The sequence below is a fragment of the Sphaerisporangium perillae genome (assembly GCF_023276435.1).
Classification (GTDB): Bacteria; Actinomycetota; Actinomycetes; order Streptosporangiales; family Streptosporangiaceae; genus Sphaerisporangium; species Sphaerisporangium perillae.
Genome location: NZ_JALLPO010000042.1, coordinates 1 through 18742 on the forward strand (window position 1 = coordinate 1; position 18742 = coordinate 18742).

An 18742-nucleotide genomic window follows, 5' to 3' on the forward strand; every position below is an offset into this window, starting at 1 on the left:
CGACACTGGTCAACCGGAGGCGACCGCACATCCTTCAAACGGGTAGTCGTTCAGCGCCACACGCGCGGACACGGATGCGCGGCCAGGCCCGAGAGAACGCCGGCCGCGGGCGCGGCCCCGGACGGGCGGGGCACGGCCGCCGCCCCAGGCCGGGTCGCTAGCCGAATGGAGGATGCCGCCCCGTCCAGAAGCGTCCCCCGCGCGCTGTGTACTGTGGAGAAGAGCAGGTGAGCCGGGTACCGTCCGGCGGGCCGGCGCGCGGGCACAGCCGTGGCGGCCCTCCCGGGACATCGGAGAACGCCCCCTCGAAGAACCCCGGCCCCTCGTCGCGGGGGAGACATGCGTGGACGCGAGCCTGAATGGCAGATCGTCAGCCGTCTACTGCGGACGGCCGAGGACGGCGGCGGCGGAACGCTGCTCATCGAGGGCGAGCCGGGCACGGGCAAGAGCCTGCTGCTCGCCGAAGCGGCCACCCAGGCGTCACGGCGGGGCTTCGCGCTCGCCACAGGACGCGCCGAGCGGCTCGACCCGTTCATCCCCCTGACCTCGCCGTTCCTGGCTTTGGACAAGCCCTCCGCTCCGCCGCCCGGAGCCGGGGAGGCGCTCGCGGGAGGCTGGGAGCCGCGGATCCGCATACTGGAGCGGCTGCGGATCCGGCTCACCCAGGGCAGGGCCGGCCGGCCGGTGCTGATCAGCCTGGACGATCTCCAGTGGGCCGACACGGCCACGCTCGCGGCGCTGTGCGGCCTGCACCATGAGCTCGGTTCGCGGCGGGTGGTGTGGCTGCTGTCCCGGTCCGTCACCGGCCGCGGGTACCGCCGCCCGGAGGCGGCGTCCGTACGGACCGGCGGGCCGGCGTCCGGCCCCCCGCCGCATGAGGCGCCCCAGGAGGGCGGGGAGGAGACCGAGCTCCTGTTCGGCGTCCTGGAACAGCACGGGGCGACCCGGCTGGCGCTGCGCCCCCTCCCCGAGGACGTGGTCGCCGTGGTGGCCGCCGACGTGCTCGGAGCGGTGCCCCAGCCCGACCTGCTCGCCTTGGCCGCCGGCGCGCGAGGCAACCCCTACCTGCTGGTCGAGCTCCTGCAGGGGCTACGCGAGGAAGGCGCCGTCGAGATCTCCGGCGGCCGCGCACGCCTGCTGTGCCCCGAGCCGCCCGAGCGGGTCCGGTCCGTCGTACGGCACCGCCTCGGCGCGCTTGGCCGGGAGGCACGGCAGCTGATCGAGGTCGCCGCCGTGCTGGGCCGCCGCTTCTCACCCGAGGACGTGGCCGAGCTGGTCGGGACGACCCCGGCGGCGCTGCTCCCCGCCGTGGAGGAGGCGCTGGACGCCGGGATCCTCCTCGCCACCGACGAGACGCTCGAATTCCGCCAGGAACTGGCCTGGCGGGCCGTCCTCGCCGACCTCCCTCCCCCGATGCGGCACGCGCTGCACCACCAGATCGGGCAGAACCTGCTGAACCGGGGCGGTTCGGCGGAGGAGGCCGCCGGTCACCTGATCGAGGGCACCCGGCCGGGCGACCCGCGCACCCTCGCCGGCCTGGACCAGGCGGTGACGGAGGTCCTCGCGACCTCGCCGTGCGCCGCCGCCGACCTCGCCGTCCAGGCGGTCGAGCTGAGCGACCTCACCGACCCCGGCAGGCCGGCCCGCGTGGTCACCGCCATCGAGGCGACCACCGAGGCCGGACGGCTCGCCGACGCGGGAAGGCTGGTGCGCGCGGCGCTGACCCGGCCGGTCTCGGCCCCGGCCGCCGCCGAGCTGCACTGCGCGCTCTCGGGCATCCTGTTCATGGGCGGGCGTGCCGACGAGGCCGTCACGGAGGCCGAGGCCGCGCTGCGCGAGCCCACCTTGCCGGTCCACCTGCGCGACCGCGCCACGCTCGCCCTGCTGTACGCCCTCGCGGGCCTGCCCGACAGCCGGCGGGCCGTCCAGGAGGCCGAGAAGGTCCTCATGGCGGCCGAGCACCACGGGGAGGCGGTCGCCGTCGGCGCGACGGTCGTCCTGGCGATGATCAGATGGGAGGCCGGGCACCTCGCCGACGGGCTGAGCCTCGCCCGGGAGGCCGTCCGCCGGGCGCGGGGCGGCCCGGTGCCGGTACGCCGCACCCACCCGCGCCTCGCGCTGGCCTCGATGCTGGCCGACATCCGCCGCCTGGACGAGGCGCGCGCCGTGCTGCGGGAGGCCGGCGAGGAGGTCGAGGCGCTCGGGCACAGCGCCTGGGAGGCCGGCCCGGCCGTGCTGCGCGCGCGGATCGAGCTGATCGCCGGGCGGCTGGACGACGCGGTGGCGGAGGCGCGGGCCGGGCTCGACCTCACCGAGGCCCTCGGCAGCCACCTGTTCGGCCCGCTCGCCGCCCGCGTGCTCGGCGAGGTCGCCCTGCGCCAGGGCGACCTGCGCGCGGCGGCCCAGCACCTGGACGCCGGCCAGGGCCTCCCCTCCCGCCACGCCGGGCCGGCGCCCGCGCCCCACGTGGTGGCGGCGGCCCGGATCACCGAGGCGCGGGACGGGCCTGCCGCCGCGATGAGGCGGCTCGCCCCCCTCTGTGCAGGGCTGGGCAGGCAGCCTGGCGTCCTCGTGGGCGAACCGGCCTGCGCACCGTGGCTGGCCCGCGTCGCCCTCGCCGCGGGCGACCGCGAAAGCGCCCGGCTCGCGGTCGCGGCGGCGGAGCGCCTCGCGGACGGCAACCCCGGGTTCCTGACCATGCGCACGGCCGCCACGCACGCCCGTGGCCTGCTGGAAGGCGACGCCGAGGCGCTGGGCCTCGCCGCGAAGGAAGGCGCCGACCCCTGGGCCCGTGCCTCCGCCGCCGAGGATCTGGGCGTGACGCTGGCGGCGGGAGGCGACCGGCAGGGGGCCGTACGCAGCCTGGACCAGGCGCTGGCCTGCTACGAGGAGAGCGGATCGACCAGGGACGCGGCCCGCCTGCGCCGCAGGCTGCGCAGGATGGGCGTGCGGCACCGGCACTGGGCCACGGCCGACCGGCCGGTCACCGGGTGGGCGAGTCTGACCGAGACCGAGCGCGCGGTCTCCCTGCTGGTCACCCAGGGGTGGACCAACCGGCAGGTCGCCGACCAGATGTTCATCAGCGTCCACACGGTGGCCTTCCACCTGCGCCAGATCTTCCGCAAGCTCGGGATCGGCTCCCGGGTCGAGCTGACCCGTTTCGTACTCGAGCAGGACCACGACGCGGGCCCGGAGCGTCACTGACCCGGGGATCTCACCTGTCCCCGGTGAGCGTGGTGTCGGGACGGCCGGCGCGCCGCCGAGATCAGCTCGCTGAGACCGACCGGCGGGCGCCGGTCGGCGCGGCCGAGCATCGAAAACTTCGATGCTGAGGATCGCAAGCGTTCACGACTGTTGGGCCTGTGACCCACCGTCGCAAGCATATGTCCAGGCCCCAGCAAATAGGAGATTCCATGACAAAGCGCCTATACGTCGCTATCGCCACTGCGCTGGCCATCTCGGCGCTCGCCGGCGGCTGCGGGCGTTCGTCGTCAGGAGCCGAGAGCGGCAAGAGCACGGCCGCCGCCCAGGCGAAGACCGCCAAGGACCTCGTGCCCGACGCTCTGCGCACCACCGGGGAACTCCGCGTGGCGACCTCCGAGGGCTACCCGCCGATGGAGATGTACAAGAAGGGCACCCAGGAGCTGACCGGCGTCGACCCCGACCTCGCCGCCGCGATCGCCGCCAAGCTCGGGCTCAAGGTCACGATCACCAACGCGGCCTTCGACGGCCTGATCCCCGGCCTCCAGGGCCGCCGATGGGACCTGGTGCTGTCCTCCCTCAGCGACACCGAGGAGCGCCGCGCCGCGGTGAACTTCGTCGACTACTTCAACGCCGGCGGCGCCATCATGGTCAAGAAGGGCAACCCCGAGGCCATCAAGACCCTCGACGACCTCTGCGGCAGGACCGTGGTGCTCGCCAAGGGCAGCTCCAACCTCGCGATCGGCGAGAAGCAGAACGAGAAGTGCGCCGAGAAGATGAAGATCATGCAGAGCGAGGACGCCCCCACCGGGCTGCTCAGCATCGACTCAGGTCGCGCGGTCGCCACCATCGTCGACTCCCCCGTCGCCGCGATGTACGCGAAGGAGACCGGCAAGTACGACGTGCTCTCCGAGCAGTACGACGCGGGACCGTGGGGCATCGCGATCGACAAGCGCGACACGGGCCTGCGCGACGCCGTGGCCAAGGCCATGGAGGAGCTGATGGCCGACGGCGGCTACCAGGGGATCCTTCGCAAGTACGGGGTGAGCGCCAACGCCGTCCCGAAGGTGCTCGTCAACACCCGGCCATGGCAGTGAGCCGTACCGGCGACCCCACCCCGGCCGACCGCACCCGAGCCCCGGAGGCCCGGCTCTCCGGCCCGGCGAGCCGGGCCGGAGGGCCCGAGGCGGAGACCCGGGCCGGAGAGCCCGAACTCGCGATCAAGGCGGTACGGCCGCCGCGGCCCGGACGGTGGCTCACCGCCGGGCTGGCCACCCTCTTCCTGGTCTGGCTCGCCTACACGATCATCGTCAACGAGAACCTCCACTGGGACGTCATCGCCGCGTTCCTCCTCGACGGCAGGATCCTCGGCGGACTGTGGGTGACGATCCAGCTCACTGTGCTGTCCATGGCCATCGGCCTGGTGCTCGGCGTGCTCGCCGCCGTCATGCAGCTGTCCGGCAACCCGGTGCTGCGCTACGCCTCGGCCCTCTACACGTGGTTCTTCCGGGGAACACCGCTGCTCGTCCAGCTGATCTTCTGGTTCAACATCGGCCTGGTCTTCCCGACGTTCGGCGTGGGCGTGCCGTTCGGCGGCCCCAAGCTGATCGAATTGCAGGCCAACGAGCTCATCACGCCGTTCACCGCGGCGCTGCTGGGGCTGGCGATCAACGAGGGCGCGTACATGGCCGAGATCGTGCGGGCGGGCATCCGCTCGGTCGACCCCGGCCAGCGCGAGGCCGCCGAATCGCTCGGCATGTCCCACCGGCAGGTGCTCCGCCGCGTCGTCCTCCCCCAGGCCATGCGCGTCATCATCCCGCCGACCGGCAACCAGTTCATCTCCATGCTGAAGACCACCTCGATGGTGTCGGTCATCGCGGGCGCCGAGCTGCTGACCGTCTCCCAGCGCATCTACCTCGGCAACTTCGAGGTCATCGCGCTGCTCATCGTGGCCTCGGTCTGGTACGTCGTGCTCACCACCCTGGCCACCATCGGCCAGCACTACGTCGAGAAGCGGTTCGAGCGCGGCCACCACGCGCTGCCCGCCCGGATCCGCCGCAACCTGCGGCCGTTCGCGAGAGGCGGCGCATGATGGCCGAACCCATGGTGAAGATCCGCTCGGTGCGCAAGCGGTTCGGGCCGCTGGAAGTGCTCAAGGGCATCAGCCTGGACGTGCTGGCCGGCGGCGTGGTCTGCGTCGTCGGCCCCTCGGGCTCGGGCAAGTCCACGCTGCTGCGGTGCGTCAACCGGCTGGAGACCCTCGACTCGGGCCGCATCTGGGTGGACGGTGACCTCATCGGCTACCGCGAACAGGACGAGAAGCTCCACATGCTCCGCCCGGCCGAGCTGTCCCGGCAGCGGCAGGACATCGGCATGGTGTTCCAGCGCTTCCACCTCTTCCCGCACCGCACCGCGCTGGAGAACGTCATGGAGGGCCCGGTCACCGTCAAGCGCGCCTCCAAGGCGGAAGCGCGGCAGCGGGCCGCCGAGCTACTGGAACGGGTCGGGCTGGCCGACCGGGCCCACCACTACCCCGCCCAGCTGTCCGGAGGGCAGCAGCAGCGCGTGGCGATCGCGCGCAGCCTCGCCATGAGCCCCAAACTGATGCTGTTCGACGAGCCGACCAGCGCGCTCGACCCCGAACTCGTCCAGGAGGTGCTCGCGGTGATGCGCGATCTCGCCGGGAGCGGCATGACGATGATGGTGGTCACCCACGAGATGGGCTTCGCCCGCGAGGTCGGCGACCACCTCGTCTTCATCGACGGCGGCGTGATCGTCGAGCAGGGCCACCCGCGCGAGGTGCTCGCCGACCCCCGCCATGAGCGCTTCCGCACCTTCCTCGGGCAGGTCCGGTGAACGGCACCGCCGCAGGCGCGTACGGCGCGCGGGGCGGGGGTTCCGGGATCGGCGGCGAGGAGAAGGGGATGGGTCCGTGGTGAGCTTCGACCTGCTGGTCCGCGGCGGCCTGGTGGTCGACGGCACCGCCGCGGCGGCCCGCCTCGCCGACATCGGCGTGGCGAAGGGCCGCGTCACGGTCCTCCCGCCGGGACATCCGGCGGCGGCGCCGGAGGTGCTCGACGCCGAGGGGATGGCCGTCGCGCCCGGCTTCATCGACGTGCACACCCACTCCGACGCCGTCTCCCTCCTGCCCGGGCGGGAGTCCGGGGCGTCCATCGGCGGTCCGGGCGAAGCGGCGGCGCGAGACCCTGGCGAGGGCCCCTCCGGCGGGCCCGGGGCCGGGGCGCTGGTGTGGGCGTCGGTGGTCCAGGGGGTGACCACCGAGATCTGCGGGAACTGCGGCTCCAGCCTCTTCCCCGCCCTGCCGGAACGGCTCGCGGAGATGCGCAGGGAGACCCGGGTCACCTTCGGCGGCGAGGTCGGGATCTTCGAGGACTTCGCCGGGTTCGCCGCGCGGCACTCCGCCCTCCCCCGCGCCAACCACCTGACCTCCCTGGTCGGACACGGCACGCTGCGCGCGGGCGTCCTCGGCCACGCGGACCGGCCCGCGACCCCGGCCGAGCTGGACACCATGTGCTCCCTGCTCGACCTGGCGCTCTCCCAGGGCGCGGCGGGGCTCTCGACCGGCCTCATCTACACCCCGGGAACGTACGCGAGCACCGACGAGGTCGTCGCGCTCGCCGCCGTCGCGGCCCGCCACGGCAAGCCGTACGTCACCCACCTGCGCGACGAGATGTCCCGCGTCGAGGAGGCGCTGGAGGAGGCCGTCGAGATCGCCCGAAGGAGCGGCGCGGCGCTGCACGTCTCCCATCACAAGACCGCCGGCAAGTACGCCTGGGGCCGTACCGAGCGCACCCTGCCGCGGATCGCCGAGTTGCGCGACTCCGGCATGGACCTCACCTGCGACGTCTACCCGTACACGGCGGGCAGCACGTCCCTGGCCGCCATGCTGCCGCCCTGGGCCAACGACGGCGGGTTCGCGGCGCTGGCGGTCCGGCTCGCCGACCCCGCCGAGCGGGAACGGATGCGGCGGGCCATCGCCGAAGGCGTGCCGGGGTGGGAGAACACCGTCGGCAACGGCGGCTGGGACCGCATCTCCATCGCCTGCGCGCCGCGCCACCCCGAGCTCGAGGGGCGCACGGTCGCCGACCTGGCCGCGTCCGCGAACGCCGACCCGGTCGACGTCGCCGCCGACCTGCTGCTCGCCGAGGGCGGCGAGGTGACGATCATCAGTCACTCGATGGTGGAGGAGGACGTCCAGCGGGTGCTGGCCGCGCCGTACGCCATGATCGGCTCGGACGGGGTGCCGAAGCCGGGCGGGCGCCCGCACCCCCGCTGGGCGGGCACCTACCCGCGGGTCCTCGGCCGCTACCGCCGCGACCTCGGGCTGCTCTCCCTGGAGACGGCGGTGCACAAGATGACCGGAATGCCGGCCGCCCGTTTCGGGCTCACCGACCGCGGGGTGATACGTGACGGCGCCCACGCCGACCTCGTGGTGTTCGACCCCGCGACCGTGGCCGACCGCGCCACCTTCGGCGAGCCCCTCCTGCCGCCCGTCGGGATCCACGCGGTGATCGTCGCCGGCGAGATCGTCGTCCATGACGGCACCCCCCGCGCCGCCCGCCCGGGAACGGTCGTCCGAACGTGACCGGCCGTCCGAACCTCACCGGCCGTCCCAACGTCACCCGCGCTCCGGAGACGGGCACGGCCGACCGGCCGGCGGAAGCGGAAACGGTGAACCGCCACGCCGTGCGAGCGGGCACGGTGGTGCGATGGGAGACAGTGCCGTGATGGACCTCGAACCGGTCGCGGGCGGGTGTCCCGGCACGCTGGCGGTCTCGGTGCCGGGCCTGCTCGCCCTCAACGAGGACGTGGAGCTGCCGCTGGCCAGTGCCGGCAAGTTGCTCCTGCTCGCCGAGGTCGCCCGGAGCGTCTCCGCCGGCTCCCTGGACCCCGCGGAGACCGTGACGCTGCTGGACGACGACTACTGCGGCGGGTCCGGGCTGCTCGGCGGCCTGTCGGCCCGCCGCTGGACGATCGGCGACCTCGCGCTCCTCACGGCGGCCGTGAGCGACAACACGGCGACCAACGCGTTGATCCGGCGGCTCGGCCTCGACCGGGTCAACGAGCGGGCGGCCGATCTGGGATTCGTCCGCACCCGCGTCCTGGACCGGATCCGCGAGCCGCGCCTGCCCGAGCATCCGGCGACCTTCGCCGTCGGCACGGCCGCCGAGCTGGCCCGGTTCGCGGCCGACCTGGTCGACGCGGCCGATCCCGCGCCGTGGAAGCGGAAGCTGATCGGGTGGATGGCGCACAACACCGACCGCAGCCTGGTGCCCGCCCTGCTGCCGCACGAGCCGGAGGACCGCGACCTGCCGGCCGGGCCGGTGCCGTCCGGCACGGTGTGGGCGGCGAACAAGACCGGCACGGACACCGGGGTGCGGACCGACGTGGGCGTGCTGATCGGGGTCCGCCGGGTGGGGTACGCCGTGCTGACCCTCGGACTGGCAGGCCAGGAACCCGCGCTGGTCACGGCGGTGCGCCAGGCGGGCATCAGGATCGGCGCCCTGGCCCTGCGCCGCACCTGATCAGCGCAGGGCGTCGGGTGGCGCGGGTCCGGCAGGACGCGACCCGTCTCCGCCGCCCCGCCGCCCGGCCGGGGGTGATCAGCGCAGGGCGTTCCGGAGCTGGGCCGAGGCGTCGCGCAGGTAGTCGATGAAGGAGCGCAGGGCCGGATTGGGGTTGGTGGGCCGTACGGCGGCGCCGATGCGGCGGTAGAGCTTCGGGCCCTCCACCCGGCAGACGTGGATGCCCGCGGCGCCCTGCGCGCCGAGGCTCGGCACCAGCGCCACGCCCAGCCCGGCCCGTACGAGCCCGAGCGTGACCTCGTAGTGGTCGCTGCGGCAGCGGATCGTCGGGTTGAAGCCCTCCAGCGCGCTGGCCCGCTCCAGCACCGACACCGGGGTTTCCGTGCCGTAGGTGGTGATCCATGGCTCGTCGGCGAGGTCGGCGAGCCGTACCCGGGAGCGCTGGCCGGCCGGGTGCCCGACCGGCACGACGAGCAGTTGCGGCTCGTCGAACAAGTGGATCACCTCGACCCCGTCCGGGGCCTTCCACGGGTCCAGCCCGTGCTCGAACACCACCAGGACGTCCAGCGCGCCGCGTTCGAGATCGGGCAGCAGCTCGTGGGGCTGGCCCAGCACCAGGTCGAGCTCCACGCCGGGGTGCCGGGCGCTGAACGTCGACAGCGCGAGCGGCAGCAGCCGGTAGCCGGCGGAGGCGAAGAAGCCGATGCTCAGCTGTCCCGCGTCGGCCCGCGCCTGGGCCAGCAGGTCCTTCTCGGCGGCCTCGATGATGTCGAGCACCTCCTGCGCCCGCGTGGCGAGCCGGCGTCCGGCGGCCGTGAGCCGCAGGCTGTGCGCTCCCCGCTCGACCAGCCCGACGCCCGCCTCCCCTTCCAGCCGGGAGAGCTGGTGGGACACGGCGGACGGCGAGAGCCGCAGGTTCCGCGCGGCTCCCGCGATGCTTCCGGTCCTGAAGATCTCAAGGAGCACGTTGAGGCGGTTACTGCTGAGCACCCCACCAGTATCCGGGCAGTCAGAACAGACAATGACAAATCACAACAGATGGGACCAGGAAGCCCGGCGCCGGATCACCAGTGGCACACCGGGCGGAGACAGGCGGGCACCTCGGCCCGCGCAGGGGCACGCTAAGCGGAGGCGCGGTTCCGGCCGTAGGCGGCGGGGGTGACGTAGGGGGCGGCGAAGGCGGCCCACACCAGCTTCCCGTGGCCCTCCATGATCCTCCAGCCCCAGGAGCAGCTCAGGCTCTCGACCAGGTGCAGCCCCCGGCCGGTCTCGGCGAAGTAGTCGGCCTCGGTCACGACGGGCGGCCGGTCCTGGGAGTCGAAGACGGCGCACACGAGGTGGGACGCGCGGTGGAGCAGGCGGAGCCGGGTCGGCTCACCCGCGTGCCGCACGGCGTTGGTGACGAGCTCGGAGACCACGAGGCGCGTGTCGTAGGCCAGCTCGGACAGACCCCAGTTGTTCAGAGTCGCCACGGTGAAGTCCCGCGCGATCTTGATCGATGCTCCCGTGCGGCCAAGGCCGCCCAGCTCGGCGCCCACAGGCTCCCAGGCGTCGCCCTCCATCGCCGGCAGCAGCCACCATGGAGCCTCACCCCGTACCACCGATCGCCGGCGTGCCTGGTGTGCGGTCATCAAGGTCCTCACTACGCTTGGGCCGTTTCACGCGGTCCGGACATGACGGAGACAGTCAATCTTTCTTCACAACTCGTACGTATGCAAGTACGGATGCACGTGCAGAACCCCCCTTTTTCCCTAGATAGATGAGATATAGCCCCTAATGCCGGATTTATCGTAAAAGTCCGCACAAATGGGTGTGCAACGGAGACCTGGTGTACGAGGCATGGCCGGGGATGAGACACTGTCGGCTCATTCATCCGTGGCTCCAGGGAGCTCGCATGATCTCGGCGCTCGGGCAAGACGACACGCCAGGCGGACACATCCTGGCCTACGCGCGCGGCGGACCGACCGCCCTGCGCATCCTGCTGGGCGCCCACCTGCGCCGGCTCCGCACCGCCAAGGGCATCACCCGCGAGGACGCGGGCGAGGCCATCCGCGCCTCACACGCCAAGATCAGCCGCCTGGAGCTCGGCCGGGTGGGCTTCAAGACCCGCGACGTCAGCGACCTGCTCACGCTCTACGGGGTGACCGAGCCGGAGGAGCGCGGGACCTTCCTCCTACTCGCGCAGCAGGCCAACACCCCCGGCTGGTGGCACAAGTACAGCGACCTCCTGCCGACGTGGTTCGAGCTCTACGTCGGCCTGGAGGAGGCCGCCTCGATCATCCGCACGTACGAGATCCAGTTCGTCCCCGGCCTCATCCAGACCGAGGACTACGCGCGCGCCGTGATCATGCTCGGTCACTCCGAGGCGTCCGCCGAGGAGATCGACCGCCGCATCGCGCTGCGGATGACCCGGCAGCGCCGCATCACCTCGCCCGACGGGCCGCGGCTCTGGGCCCTGGTGGACGAGGCGGCGCTGCGGCGCCCGCTCGGCGGCACGAAGGTCATGCGTGCCCAGGTCGACCGTCTCCTGGAGCTGACCGAGTCGCCCGACATCACCCTCCAGGTCGTCCCGTTCGGCCAGGGCGGCCACGCGGCGGCGGGCGGCCCGTTCACGATCCTGCGCTTCACCGAGCGCGACCTGCCGGACGTCGTGTACATGGAGCAGCTCACCAGCGCCCTCTACCTCGACAAGCGCGAGGAGACCGACCCTTACATGAAGGTCATGGACCGCCTGTGCGTGGAGGCCGCCACCGTGGTCGAGTCCCGCCGCTTCCTGGACGCGCTCCGCAAGGAGATGTAAGACACTTCACATCCTTTCGCGTATATATGGCGAAATGTCGGGCACGAGCTAGCGAGGAAGGAAAACGCAGCTCAGAGGAGGCATCATGCTTCAGGGCAAGACGATCGCCTTTCTGGTCGCTCCCGAGGGCATCGAGCAGGTCGAGCTGACCGAGCCGTGGAAGGCCGTGCAACAGGCCGGCGGCACGCCCCGCCTGATCTCCACCCGGCACGGCAAGGCCCAGGCCTTCAACCACCTGGACAAGGCCGACAGGTTCGACATCGACGCCACCGTCGATGAGGTCAGCGTCGACGACTTCGACGGCCTCGTGCTCCCGGGCGGCGTCGCCAACCCCGACAACCTCCGGCTCCACGACAACGCCGTGCGGTTCGCGCGCGGATTCTTCGACGCCCGCAAGCCGGTCGCGGCGATCTGCCACGCGCCGTGGACGCTCATCGAGGCACGCGTCGTCGGCGACCGCGCGCTCACCTCCTGGCCCAGCCTGAAGACCGACCTGCAGAACGCGGGCGCGTCCTGGGTCGACCAGGAAGTGATGATCTGCACGAACGGCCCGAACAAGCTCATCACCAGCCGCAAGCCCGACGACCTCAAGGCCTTCTGCCAGGCCGCCATCGACGCCTTCGGCGATTAGCCGGAAACGGGAAGGCGCCCCCCAAGGACACGGTCGCGCGTCGTCGCGCCCGGGAAGCCGCCATCTCGTTGTGGGGGCCATCGGTCTCTGCCATGCTTTCCGCCATCAGCGGCAGAAGGGCATGTCGCCTGGCACGAAAGATCCTGACATGACCGAGGTCTTCACGCTCGGCGAGGCACTGGGCGTCGTCTCCGCCGACCGTCTCCGCCATGACACGGACGTGCGCCTCGACGTCGCCGGTGCCGAACTGACCGCCGCCGTGGGCCTCGCCCGGCTGGGCCACTCCGTGACCTGGCTGGGCCGGGTCGGCGCCGACGAGCTCGGCGCGCGCATCGTCACCGTGCTACGCGGCGAGGGGGTCGACGTCTCCCACGTGCAGTCCGACCCCGGGGCGCACACCGGCCTGGCGATCAGGCAGCGGCGCATCGGCCGGGTCGGCCACGTCGTCCACTACCGCGGCGGGTCGGCCGGCTCCCGGCTCGGCCCCGGCGACATCCCCGCGCGGGCCCTGCAGGCGGCCAAGGTCCTGCACCTCACCGGGATCACCCCGGCGCTCAGCGGCACCGCGTGGAGCGCCGCCCACCACGCGATCAAGCTCGCCCGCGAGGCCGGCGTCACGGTCTCCGTCGACGTGAACCACCGGCCGCAGCTCTGGGTCGACCGCCAGGAGGCCGTCGAGGCGCTGACCGAGCTCGCGACCGGCGCGGATGTGCTGTTCACGAACCAGGACGAGCTGCAGCTCATCGAGCCGGCGATTGGAACGGTCCGCGAGCTGGTGGTCACCCGGGCCGGCAAAGGGGCGAGCGCCACGATCAACGGCATGCGGTACGACGCGCAGGCCGCACCGGTGACCGTGGTCGACCCGGCGGGCGCGGGCGGCGCCTTCGCCGCCGGCTACCTCAGCGGCCTGCTGGAAGAACTCCACCCGACCGACCGGCTCCGCCGCGGCTCCGCGCTCGCCGCCTTCACCATCGCCAGCACCAGCCACTGGCAAGGCCTCCCCACCCGCTCCGAACTCCCGCCCCTCACCTTCTAGCCCGACACTCCCTCGCCCCTGGCCGCCGGATCGCTCCCCGGCCGGCCGAGGACGGGTCAGGCCGGCCGAGGACGGGTCAGGCCGGCCGAGGACGGGTCAGGCCGCGGGAACAGACCGGTCGAGGACAGACCGGTCGAGGGCGAGTCAGAAGGAGTACGGACCAAAGCGGCCCCAGGCCACCACGGCGAACAGCACCAGGAGCACCAGGTTGACGACGATCACCGGGTACTCCTTGCGGCGGGCGTGGGTGACGGTGGCGCCCACCATGACCAGCGCCAGTCCGAGTGCGGCCAGCGGCACCAGCACGGGTGCGATGTCCAGGACCGCGGGCAGGATCAGGCCGAGCGCGCCCAGGATCTCCAGCGCCCCGATGGCCTTGACCACACCGGGCGAGAAGTCCTCGGCCCAGGCCATACCGGAGGCGGCCAGCTTCTCCTTCGGCTGACTGATCTTCATCAGTCCGGCGGCGAGGAACGCGAGGGCGAGCAGGGCGGCGACGATCCACAGAACGATGTTCATCGGGGGTCCGATCCGAGAGGAGGCAACTTGAAGCTTCAAGCGACTGTAGGGCGCATCAACTTGCAGCGTCGACACGTGGAGGCGGTCCGCGGCTTCGTCTTCGCCCCCCTCACCAACACGCAGACCCGGCAGCTACACGAAATCGGACGCCGCATAGCGATTCGCCCGCGCTTACCATCCAGGTACATAGGAGAGGGCGTTAGCCCTGGTCGGCAGGCCATTCTTTGTGCCGATTCCGCGCCGACGGTTCTCCGATGCTCCGCTATGGCCACCTGCCGCAAAGAAAGTCCTGGTGGAAGCTGTCACGCAGATGGACTGCCGGTATCAGTGCCGAGTTCGGCAGCTTTCTGAACCCCGCCGAACCGACGACTTTCAAGGCGCTGCTGGCCCACGCCGAGCGAAACGGCGCAGGTCCCCCGCCGTACGCCGGCGCCGACACCGCCGCACCACTCCTCGCCGACCCGGCGCCGAAGAAGACACCACACCTGGCGAGGAGGAAGAGGCCACCCGCACGCCAGGTGGGGAAACGGCTGCGCTCTGATGTTCGAGGTGAAGGGGAAACGGCTGCGTTCTGGTGTTCGAGGTGAAGGGGAAACGGCTGCGTTCTGGTGTTAGAGGTGGAGGGGGAGGTGGGCTAGGCGCCAGGAGCCGGGCATGGGTTGGCGGTCGAGGTCCTCGGGAGCGACGGCCAGAGCCAGGGCGGGGAAGCGCCTGAGCAGCGCCTCGAACGCGACCTCCCCCTCCTGGCGCGCCAGCGCGGCCCCGAGGCAGTAGTGCATGCCGTGCCCGAACCCCACGTGGTTCTCCTTGCGGCCGTCCGGCTCGCGGGTGATGTCGAGCCGTTCGGGCTCGTCGAACTCGCGGGGATCGTAGTTGGCGCCGACCAGCACCGCCATCACGGCCTCGCCCTTGCGCACCGGCATGCCGCCGATCTCGAGGTCCTGCGCGGCGTACCGCAGCCGGGTGGCCTGGACGGGCCCGCACCAGCGCATCAGCTCGTGGACGGCGCGGGGCATCAGCGCGGGGTCCTCGCGGAGAAGGGCCAGCTGGTCGGGATGGGTGAGCAGGGCGGCGACCCCGTTGCCGATCAGGTGGGCGGTGGTCTCATGGCCCGCCAGGACCAGGGTCAGGACGAGCGTGACCATCTCGGTGTCGCTGAGCCGGTCGCCGTCCTCGTCGTGGGTGCGGATGAGGCCGGTCAGCAGGTCGGCGGTGGGCGCGGCCCGTCGGCGTTCGATGAGCTCGTGGATGTGCCGCACCATGTCGCGCAGGGCGGTGGCCATGCCGCCCGATTCGAGCGTCACCAGGGCCTTGCCCCATTCGCGCCACTGCGCGCGGTCCTCTTCCGGGATGCCCACCAGCTCGCAGATCACCGTGATCGGCAGCGGGTAGGCGAAGTGTTCCATCAGGTCCACGACGCCGTCCTGCCCCAGGACGGCCAGCCGGTCGAGGAGCCCTTCGGTGATCTCTTCCACGCGGGGGCGCAGCTCCGCGACGCGGCGCGCGGTGAAGGTGCGCGACACGAGCTTGCGCAGCCGCAGGTGGTCGGCGCCGTCGGCGTCCAGGATGCTGTCGAGCACGTACTGCGCGTACTCCTTGGGGACGCCGCGCGCCTCGATCTCCCTCTCGCGGATGTTCTTCAGGTCCATGCCCGTGACGTTCGCCGGGTCGTTCACGAAGCGCGGGTCGCCCAGGACCATCTTGACGTCCTCGTAGCGGGTGACGAGCCAGATCGGCGTGCCGCGCCCGAAGAAGGAGCCTCGTACCAGGGGCGCCTGCTCGCGCAGCCGCGAGTATCCGCCGAACGGGTCCCGCATGAGCTCGAAGTCCATCATGTTGACCATGCCGGCCGCGTCCGCCGGGGCAGCCGTCGCGCTGGCCATGTCCGTCGCGCTGGCCATGTCCGTCGCGCTCGTCATGTCGGTCGCGCTCGTCATGTCCGTCATGTTCGTCGCGCTCACGCTGGTCGTGTCGCCCACGCTGGTCGCGTCCCTCACGCTGGTCGCGTGGCTCATGCTGGTCGCGTCGGTCACGCGTGTCGCGTCCGTGGTGGTCGTGGCGTCCGTGGTGGTGGTGCTCGTGGTGCCGGTGGTGCCTGGGTCGGCCGAAGTGCCCATGCTTGCCCTCCTCGAGCGTCGGGTGAGGTCGCGCCTGGTGATCTCCTCCTTGCCGCCGTCTCCGCGATGCTCGACTACCCCGGAACGGGGGCGCCGCGGAGTAAGGAGGACCGCGTAGATCTATGCGCGCTCCGGACGTTCCTCAACCCTGCCGCACCGCAACTGTGGCACTGGCGTGAACCCGTCTTCACGATCCGGGGAGGCGGCGGACCCGCTTGTTGCTCGGGTCGTAGAGCGGCTCTGCCACGATCTCGGCCGGGACCCAGGTGCCGTTGACGCCGATCTCGACCTGGCCGGTAGGCGCGCCGCCGTCCGCGCCCTGCTCTCCCGCCGGCAGGTAGGCGTAGGCGATCGAGCGGTCGACCCGGTGGCCGTACCCGCCGCTGGTCACCCGGGACGCCGGGACGCCGTCGACCCGCACCGGCTCCCCGCCGAGGCAGACCTGCCTGGGGTCGGCGAGCACCAGGCAGCGCAGCGAACGCCGGGGGGCGGCCAGCGCGTCGCGGCCGATGAAGTCCTTGCCGGCCGCGACGGCGAAGCCCAGACCTGCCTCCAGGGGCGTGGTCTCGGGTGTGATGTCCAGCCCCCAGATGCGGTAGCCCTTCTCCAGGCGCAGGCAGTCCAGGGCGCGGTAGCCGGCCGGGCGCATCCCGTGCGGCGATCCAGCTTCCATGAGGACGTCCCACAAGGTCAGGCCGTATTCGGACGGGCAGTACAGTTCCCAGCCGAACTCCCCGGCGAAGGTGACCCGCTGGGCCAGCACGGGCACGTTCCCGACGCTGATCTCACGGGCCCGCATGTATCCGAACGTGAGGTCGTCGTCGCTCAGCTCGCCGAGGATGTCGAGCGCCTTCGGCCCCCACAGGCAGTAGCAGGCGTACGCCGAGGTGACGTCCCGCACGTCGAGCCCGTGACCGCGCACCCAGGCCGCGTCGTGCACGCCGAACGCCGTCCCGGTGACCATGCGGAAGCGGTCCTCGGCGAGCCGGGTGACGGTCACGTCCGCCTCGATGCCGCCGCGCTCGTTGAGCATTTGGGTGTAGATCACCGAGCCGACGGGCCGGTCGAGGTCGTTGGCGCAGAGGCGCTGGAGGCCGGCGAGCCCGGTGATGTCCAGCTTGGAGAAGGAGGTCTGGTCGAACAGCGCGGCGGTGTCGCGGGTGGCGAGGCACTCGGCCCTGATCGCGGGTGACCAGAACTTTCCGGCCCACCCAGCGGGCCGGAACGCCTCCGCCTCCTCCGGTTCCGGGGTGCCCGCGAACCCCTCCGGTGCCTGGGTGACCGCGAACCCCTCCGGTGCCTGGGTGACTGCGGACTCCTCCCACGCCGGAGCGGCCGCGAGCTTCTGTGGTGCCGGGGTGACCGCGAACCAGTTCACCCGTTCCCAGCCGGCCTTTTCGCCGAACGCGGCGCCGAGGTCGACGTGCCGTGCCCAGGCCGGGGATCGGCGCAGCGGCCGTGCGGCCGTTCGCTCCTCGCCCGGGTACACCACGTCGTAGTACTTGCTGTAGGAGTCGAGCGCCTTGGCGCGAGCCCAGCGGGAGCCGCGTGCGTGAGAGCCGAACCGGCGGATGTCCATGCCGAAGACGTCGTACTCCGGCGAGCCGTCGACGATCCATTCGGCCATGACCTTGCCGACGCCGCCGGCCGCCGCGAGTCCGTGGACGCAGAACCCGGCCGCGACCCACAGCCCGGCCACGGAGGTCTCGCCGAGCAGGAACTCCCCGTCGGGGGTGAACGCCTCCGGGCCGTGCACGACCTTGGCGAACGCCGCCGCGTCCTCCCCGCCATCGGTCATCCCGGCTGTACCGCCGCCGGTCGCCCCCGCCATACCGCCGCCGGTCGCCCCGGCCGTACCGCCGCCGGTCGCCCCAGGCGTGTCGCCGCCGGTGCCGGAACCGGCGGCCGGCCGGGGGAGGTCGCCGAGTGCGGGCAGCCGGCGCCGCGCCGACTCCCACGATTCACGAAATTTCGGCATATTCGGCTCGAACAGCGTCCGGGGCTCCGCCAGCGGCGCGGAGACGTCCCAGACCTCCGGTGTCCGGATGTACCCGCCGACGAGGATGCCGCCGTCCTCCTCGCGGAAGTAAACGATGTTGTCCGGGTCGCGAACGGTGGGCGTCGACGCCGGCACGCCGAACGGCCGGGTCACGACGTACTGGTGCTTGATCGGCACGATCGGGATGTCGGCCCCGGCCAGCCGCCCGACCTTCCCTGCCGCCGCGCCCGCCGCGTTCACGACGGTTTCGGTCCTGATGACCTGCTCACCGGCCCGCACCGCGCGCACCCGGCCGTCCTGGACGTCCAGCCCGGTCACCGTGACGCCGGTCACGATGCGCACGCCGAGCTTCTCGGCTCCGGCCGCGAGGGCCCGGGCGAGGCTCGCCGGGTCCAGCCAGCCGTCCCCGGGCAGCCACAGGGCGGCGCGCACGTCGCCGACCTCCATCAGCGGCAGCATGGCCTGGGCCCGCTCCGCCGAGACGATCTCCATGTCGAGCCCGTAGGTCTCGGCGGCGCCCGCTTGGCGCAGCAGTTCCTCGTGCCGTTCGGCTGTGGTGGCCAGGCGCAGGCCGCCCACGCCGTGCCAGCCGGGATCGAGCCCGGTCAGCTCGCGGAGCTCGGGGTACAGCCCGGCCGAGTACATGATCATGCGGGTCTGGGTGACCGTGGACCTGAGCTGGCCGACGAATCCGGCCGAATGCCAGGTGGTGCCTTCCGTCAGGCCGTGCTGTTCGAGCAGGATGACATCGGTCCAGCCGAGCCGTGCCAGGTGGTAGGCGACACTGCACCCGGCGACGCCGCCGCCGATGACGACGGCCTGCGCCTCGGCGGGAAGTTTCACCATCGGTACCCCCGTGTAACAACCGGCCCACAGAATCGGATCAATGGTCT

Annotated in this window: 14 protein-coding genes; 9 read left to right on the plus strand and 5 right to left on the minus strand. The window is 72.2% G+C overall.

What is annotated here, in order from left to right:
* Window positions 1-339: 339 nt before the first annotated feature.
* The 6 genes from MYF83_RS33195 to MYF83_RS33220 all read left to right on the plus strand — a co-directional run bounded on the left by MYF83_RS33195 (window position 340) and on the right by MYF83_RS33220 (window position 8747).
* Window positions 340-3204, plus strand: coding sequence for a helix-turn-helix transcriptional regulator (locus MYF83_RS33195; RefSeq protein WP_248964712.1), 2865 nt, complete (start codon window positions 340-342; stop codon window positions 3202-3204).
* 209 nt (window positions 3205-3413) lie between these two features.
* Window positions 3414-4298, plus strand: coding sequence for an ABC transporter substrate-binding protein (locus MYF83_RS33200; protein ID WP_248964713.1), 885 nt, complete (start codon window positions 3414-3416; stop codon window positions 4296-4298).
* A complete protein-coding gene (locus tag MYF83_RS33205; RefSeq protein WP_248964714.1) occupies window positions 4289-5293 on the plus strand; it encodes an amino acid ABC transporter permease in 1005 nt (334 codons plus the stop codon). Before MYF83_RS33200 ends, MYF83_RS33205 begins: the two co-directional genes overlap by 10 nt.
* Window positions 5293-6057, plus strand: a complete 765-nt coding sequence (locus MYF83_RS33210; protein WP_279340421.1) for an amino acid ABC transporter ATP-binding protein — start codon at window positions 5293-5295, stop codon at window positions 6055-6057. The genes MYF83_RS33205 and MYF83_RS33210 overlap by 1 nt, the downstream gene beginning before the upstream one ends.
* A 76-nt stretch (window positions 6058-6133) precedes the next feature.
* Window positions 6134-7807, plus strand: coding sequence for an N-acyl-D-amino-acid deacylase family protein (locus tag MYF83_RS33215; RefSeq protein WP_248964715.1), 1674 nt, complete (start codon window positions 6134-6136; stop codon window positions 7805-7807).
* Between the two features lie 124 nt (window positions 7808-7931).
* Window positions 7932-8747: a serine hydrolase gene (locus MYF83_RS33220; protein WP_248964716.1), complete on the plus strand. Its 816-nt coding sequence runs from the start codon at window positions 7932-7934 to the stop codon at window positions 8745-8747.
* Window positions 8748-8825: 78 nt separating this feature from the next.
* Here the strand turns inward: MYF83_RS33220 and MYF83_RS33225 are convergent, their stop codons facing one another.
* Together MYF83_RS33225 and MYF83_RS33230 are read right to left on the minus strand one after the other, a co-directional pair.
* Window positions 8826-9737 carry a LysR family transcriptional regulator gene (locus MYF83_RS33225; RefSeq protein ID WP_248964717.1) on the minus strand — a complete coding sequence of 304 codons (912 nt, stop codon included), beginning with the start codon at window positions 9735-9737 and terminating at the stop codon, window positions 8826-8828.
* Window positions 9738-9868: 131 nt separating this feature from the next.
* Window positions 9869-10378 carry an ATP-binding protein gene (locus MYF83_RS33230; RefSeq protein ID WP_248964718.1) on the minus strand — a complete coding sequence of 170 codons (510 nt, stop codon included), beginning with the start codon at window positions 10376-10378 and terminating at the stop codon, window positions 9869-9871.
* Window positions 10379-10641: 263 nt separating this feature from the next.
* On the opposite strand from MYF83_RS33230, the gene MYF83_RS33235 reads away from it, so the two are divergent.
* From MYF83_RS33235 to MYF83_RS33245, 3 genes are all read left to right on the plus strand, one after another.
* Entirely contained in the window at window positions 10642-11547 is a 906-nt protein-coding gene (locus MYF83_RS33235) for a Sco1979 family transcriptional regulator (protein WP_248964719.1), read from the plus strand.
* A gap of 85 nt (window positions 11548-11632) precedes the next feature.
* Window positions 11633-12178 (plus strand): type 1 glutamine amidotransferase domain-containing protein, encoded by a 546-nt coding sequence (locus MYF83_RS33240; RefSeq protein WP_248964720.1) that lies wholly within the window; start codon window positions 11633-11635, stop codon window positions 12176-12178.
* Between the two features lie 148 nt (window positions 12179-12326).
* Window positions 12327-13214 carry a sugar kinase gene (locus tag MYF83_RS33245; protein WP_248964721.1) on the plus strand — a complete coding sequence of 296 codons (888 nt, stop codon included), beginning with the start codon at window positions 12327-12329 and terminating at the stop codon, window positions 13212-13214.
* Window positions 13215-13358: 144 nt separating this feature from the next.
* Here MYF83_RS33245 and MYF83_RS33250 read toward each other — a convergent pair whose 3' ends face one another.
* The 3 genes from MYF83_RS33250 to MYF83_RS33260 all read right to left on the minus strand — a co-directional run bounded on the left by MYF83_RS33250 (window position 13359) and on the right by MYF83_RS33260 (window position 18695).
* A complete protein-coding gene (locus tag MYF83_RS33250; RefSeq protein ID WP_248964722.1) occupies window positions 13359-13733 on the minus strand; it encodes a DoxX family protein in 375 nt (124 codons plus the stop codon).
* A 611-nt stretch (window positions 13734-14344) separates the two neighbouring features.
* The gene (locus tag MYF83_RS33255; RefSeq protein WP_248964723.1) at window positions 14345-15850 is read right to left on the minus strand and encodes a cytochrome P450 family protein; all 1506 of its coding nucleotides are present in this window, start codon (window positions 15848-15850) and stop codon (window positions 14345-14347) included.
* Between the two features lie 187 nt (window positions 15851-16037).
* Window positions 16038-18695 (minus strand): GcvT family protein, encoded by a 2658-nt coding sequence (locus MYF83_RS33260; RefSeq protein ID WP_248964724.1) that lies wholly within the window; start codon window positions 18693-18695, stop codon window positions 16038-16040.
* Window positions 18696-18742: the final 47 nt, after the last annotated feature.